This window comes from Bacillus sp. LL01, from assembly GCF_001037965.1.
The window spans coordinates 1-4,697 of record NZ_LFEL01000147.1 but is presented as its reverse complement, the minus strand read 5'-3'; the positions used below and the strand labels follow the sequence as shown (position 1 = coordinate 4,697).

The window sequence follows — 4,697 nt, the reverse complement described above, 5'->3', positions numbered from 1 at the left end:
CTCCTTTCGTTCCCTTGTTATTCGACATGTTTTAAAAAAATCCTTTATCATTTTTGTATAGGAAATTGCAATCAGGGTAATCTATAAGTACAGGGCAATGGGCTATAGCCAAGTGGTAAGGCAACGGACYTTGACTCCGTTATGCGCTGGTTCGAATCCAGCTAGCCCAGTATACCGAAGGAGGACATGAACCTTATCATTCATGTCCTCCTTTTTATTCATGTCGTCATTTTTTTTGCATAGGCTATAGAAAACTTCCTATGTTAGCTGGGTGATGTATATTATGAAGATACTACAAGAATTCAAAGAGTTTGCAGTTCGTGGAAATGTAATTGATATGAGTGTAGKCGYTATTATCGGCACAACCTTCGCTAAAATTGTAGAATCACTAGTGCATGATGTGATCATGCCGCCACTTAGCGTGATATTCGGACAAGTTGATTTCTCTAATCTATACCTTAATTTATCAAWTCGTCGCTTTGACACCTTTTCAGAAGCTGAAGCTGCTGGGGTGCCTATGCTTAATTATGGTTCCTTCCTCAATCACATCGTCCATTTTATGATTGTTGCTTTTATCCTTTTTTTATTTGTAAGACAAATGAATAAAATGAGAAGGCCTGATGAAGATCCATTGAGTGATATGAAAACAAAACTTTGCTCCTTTTGCTTTAAATCAATTGCTTATAAAGCAACCAGATGTCCGCACTGCACCTCTGAATTAGAAGATAGACGAGTGAAGTCTTTAAAGCCATCTCCTCTTAAAACAACGATAAAAAGGCGATCAAAATCACTTTGATTTCCATCGCCTTTCCTTAGACTTTTTAATGCGAATTAAAGTAGTAGAAGGTTGTTTCTTAATCCATCTTATAAATTTCTTTAATTGCTCGTCATCCTTTTAACGATCAATGGTCGTCAATCGAATGGCTATTTCTGTATTCGTGTACAAGGCATGAATTTGTTTATGACAGGGGATGCATAGCTGAGCTTTCTCTAAATGAGCCCCACCTTCCTCCCTCGGTATCAGATGGTGAATCGTTAATTTCACATTTACCCTCTCGCAAAGTTCACATGTCCCGACACGCTGTTTCTTCATCGAAATAGCTCCTTTACCTTTATTTCACATCGGACCTCTACCCTCTCTTACCCTCTATAAACTTCCGTCCTCTTTCATTTGTTTATATTGGATGTAGGTAATGAAAAGGAAGTTTAACCCTATTAACGAAGCGATGAATGGACCGAACAAAAATTCCTGTCCTATTATCCAACCGTAACCAAACAAAGAAATGGATAGCAGTGTTACAACGATTCCTGCAGAAAAAAAAGTAATCATTCTAATTCCTCCTTACGTATGATGATGTCTTTTTTAAAATTAGCCCACCTTTAGCATGAAATCTGCTAGGATAGAAAGGTATTTTAATTCGTTTATGATTTTTAAAGTTAGGAGGCTCCCACTTGAAAACAGCTTTATATAAACAAAGAATTATTCACATTCCATCACTTGACAGAAGTGAATGGCAACAATTTCATAATGCTAGTATTCGTCAAGAGACAACTTGTATGCATTGTGGTGAGCCAATGCGATTTCATATAGGGATCTATGATGCTCCATCATTCATCCATCCAACCACTTCTCTTGATTGTCAAAAAGAAGTTCTAGCCTATGAAGAAAGCTTGAAAAAAAAACAGATACCACCAAAGGAGCTATCTCCTGCAACTAATACAAATGGCTTTAGTATGCCAAAAAGAAGATCGATTTCTACATCTGAAATACAAGCTGATGACCCGTGGCGTGGCCCTGAAAACATAAAAGCGATACCTCCTTTCCCTCTTACTAAAAAGGGAAAAAGTGAATCGATGACCGGCTACAGAGCTTCTTTAAAAGAGCAGGATATATTATTAGATGATCAACAATGGCAGGCTGCTACTACAACGGAAGGTCCAGTGTTAATTTTAGCGGGAGCTGGAAGTGGGAAGACGCGTGTCTTAACAACAAGAGCAGCATATATGCTCACTGAGAAAGATTATTCACCAAAAGAAATGATTTTAGTTACCTTTACTGCCAAAGCTGCAAAGGAAATGAAAGTGCGGATGACAATCTATCCGGGTCTAAATCGACAAATGTTGCAACAATTGGTCGTAGGAACCTTCCACAGCATCTTCTATAGAATGCTCATGCATCATAGTCCGGAACAATGGAATAGTACCCACTTATTAAAATGGGATTGGCAACGAGACCAGATGCTAAAAGAAGCGGGACGCGAAATTCATTTAGATGAAAAAGAATTTGCTTATGATCAAGCCCTGACTCAAATAAGTTGGTGGAAAAACCATATGCAAAACCCAAGCCAAATCAAACCTCAGGACATTTGGGAAGAGCGTGCAGCCTATTTGTATAAACGTTATGAAGAAATGCGACAAAGTAAAGGGTTGTTTGATTTTGATGATATGCTCATCGGTTGTTACGACCTTTTAAGCACTAATCAAAAGCTTTTAGAACGATACCAAGAACGTTTTTCATACGTTTCAATCGATGAATTTCAAGATATAAATAAGGTTCAAGTTGAACTTATCTCCCTACTTACAAATCCATCTAAAAACCTTTGTGTAGTTGGGGATGATGATCAATCGATTTATGCTTTTCGCGGCAGTGACCCTGATTATATTCTTTCATTTACTTCTTCCTATCCAGATGCAAAAGTAGTCATCCTTGATCAGAATTATCGTTCTAATCACCCAATCGTCCAAGCTGCAAATAATGTGATTGCAACGAACCGGACTCGGTTTAACAAACAATTATTTGCTCAATATACAGAGGAACTTCCACCTATACTCTTCTATCCTTATGATGAAGAGGAAGAAGCAACGATGATCGTAAATGATATTAAGAGCCGAATAGAAAAAGGGGAAAACCCTAACGATTTTGCAATACTTTTCCGCACGAATGTAACCTCACGTGCTTTATTTGAGCGCATGGTTACCTCAAGCATCCCTTTTTCAATTGAAAATGATGGCGATTCTTTTTATCGCAGAAAAACGGTTCGTAAAGTGCTTGCCTATCTCCGCCTTAGTTTAAACCCAGATAATGGACAAGCGATCCAAGACCTTATTGGTGCGCTATTTTTGAAGCAACAGGTGTTACAAGACTTAAAAGCATTAACGATTACAGAAGACTGTACATTTGTTGAAGCTCTTACCCAATTAAGTGGACTACAGTCCTTTCAACAAAAGAAATTACAAAAGCTTCCGGAGCAATTCAAACAAATTAAAAAGAAGACACCTGAAGATGCCATCAGTTTTATTGAACAGGAAATGGGATTAAAGGATTATCTGAAGAAACAAGGAAACGAAGGAAATAAGCAAGAACGCGGTTCAGACGATGTACGTGATTTAAAARTCTCAGCAAGACAGCACACTACGATTGAATCGTTCCTTGAGCACGTTGACCATATGATTGCGAAACAAGAAGAAGCAAAGAAGCAACCAGTAAATAGTGAAGCTGTTCAACTTTTAACCATTCACCGAGCAAAAGGATTAGAGTACAAACATGTCTATATACTTAGTGCAGTCGAAGGGTCCCTCCCACATGATTATGCCTTAGATGCTTGGCGTGAAGGAGATGATAAACCTCTAGAAGAAGAAAGACGGTTAATGTATGTCGCAATGACAAGAGCCGAAACATCACTGTCCATCTCAGTGCCTACGATGAGACGAGGAAAACGAGCACATCCATCGCGATTTGTCCGTGAAGTCAATCGCTTAGCCAAAACACAGCAAAAAATGAAAAGCGCTACGTTATCAGGAGGATTACGATGAATCATCAAGATATTATAGAAGCAACCACCCAATGGGTGAGGGAACAATTATGGAATGAGCATACAGGTCATGATTGGCATCACATAGAACGCGTTACTAAAACAGCAAAAGCATTGGCCCTAAAAGAGCACGCTGACCTTGTCGTTGTTACCCTTTCTGCCCTTGTTCACGATTTGGCAGATGATAAAGTGGTAGAAAGTGAAGAGGGCGGTTTACAGGCCATCAAAGCTTGGTTCATTGAAAAAAAACTAGATAAAGAGACGATTGATCATATCCTATCTATTATTACTTCCATGTCCTTTAAAGGTGGAAACGGAGAACCGATGTCTACTATTGAAGGTCGAGTTGTTCAAGATGCTGATCGACTTGATGCATTAGGTGCAGTTGGAATTGCACGTACATTTATTTATTCCGGGAGTAAAGGTCAACCGATGTATGATCCCAGCTTACCTACTAGAGAATCAATGACACTAGATGAATACAGAAATGGAAAATCATCTGCCATTCATCATTTTCATGAGAAATTACTAAAGCTAAAGGACTTGATGAACACTGATGCAGGGAGGTCATTAGCCAAAGAGCGCCATCAGTTTATGGAACAGTTCCTCAACCAATTTCACAAAGAATGGAATGGCAACTAACGCTATCAGAGCTTCCTCAATAAAAACGAGGCAGCTCTTTTTTTATGCCTCTTTCCCAAGCGAAATTCATAAACAGGGTACTAAACGCATATTGTCTTATTAGAAAGCTTGATTACTGGGAGGTGTGACTATGCAAAGACAAAAGCAATTCATTTCTGTATCGAAGCTTACACCTGTTCAATTACAGCAACGATTAATTTATACACAATCAGAGTTAGATAAACACAAAAAATTGGTAGAGAA

4 protein-coding genes, 1 tRNA gene and 1 pseudogene are annotated in these 4,697 nt (G+C 38.6%); 4 read left to right on the top strand and 2 right to left on the bottom strand.

What is annotated here, in order from left to right; translation table 11 throughout:
- The first annotated feature begins 98 nt into the window (after positions 1 to 98).
- A tRNA-Gln gene (locus AB685_RS26645) sits at positions 99 to 170 on the top strand.
- Between the two features lie 113 nt (positions 171 to 283).
- On the top strand, positions 284 to 796 hold the full coding sequence (gene mscL, locus AB685_RS26640) for a large conductance mechanosensitive channel protein MscL (RefSeq protein ID WP_047973615.1): 513 nt from the start codon (positions 284 to 286) through the stop codon (positions 794 to 796).
- Here the strand turns inward: mscL and AB685_RS26635 are convergent.
- Both AB685_RS26635 and AB685_RS26630 read right to left on the bottom strand, forming a co-directional pair.
- Positions 788 to 1,093 (bottom strand): annotated as a pseudogene (locus tag AB685_RS26635) (HNH endonuclease signature motif containing protein). The gene mscL and the pseudogene AB685_RS26635 overlap by 9 nt on opposite strands.
- Positions 1,094 to 1,147: 54 nt before the next feature.
- Positions 1,148 to 1,330, bottom strand: a complete 183-nt coding sequence (locus tag AB685_RS26630) for a hypothetical protein (RefSeq protein ID WP_047973614.1) — start codon at positions 1,328 to 1,330, stop codon at positions 1,148 to 1,150.
- 122 nt (positions 1,331 to 1,452) lie between these two features.
- Between AB685_RS26630 and AB685_RS26625 the strand changes: the two genes are divergently transcribed.
- Complete coding sequence (locus AB685_RS26625; RefSeq protein ID WP_047973613.1) at positions 1,453 to 3,813, top strand: ATP-dependent helicase; 2,361 nt, start codon at positions 1,453 to 1,455, stop codon at positions 3,811 to 3,813.
- The gene (locus AB685_RS26620; protein ID WP_047973612.1) at positions 3,810 to 4,454 is read left to right on the top strand and encodes an HD domain-containing protein; all 645 of its coding nucleotides are present in this window, start codon (positions 3,810 to 3,812) and stop codon (positions 4,452 to 4,454) included. The genes AB685_RS26625 and AB685_RS26620 overlap by 4 nt, the downstream gene beginning before the upstream one ends.
- Positions 4,455 to 4,697 lie beyond the last annotated feature (243 nt).

Bases quoted from the DNA above. Each gene is read 5' to 3' on its own strand.
- AB685_RS26630 (WP_047973614.1), bottom strand. From the start codon at position 1,330: ATGATTACTTTTTTTTCTGCAGGAATCGTTGTAACACTGCTATCCATT.
- AB685_RS26620 (WP_047973612.1), top strand. From the start codon at position 3,810: ATGAATCATCAAGATATTATAGAAGCAACCACCCAATGGGTGAGGGAA.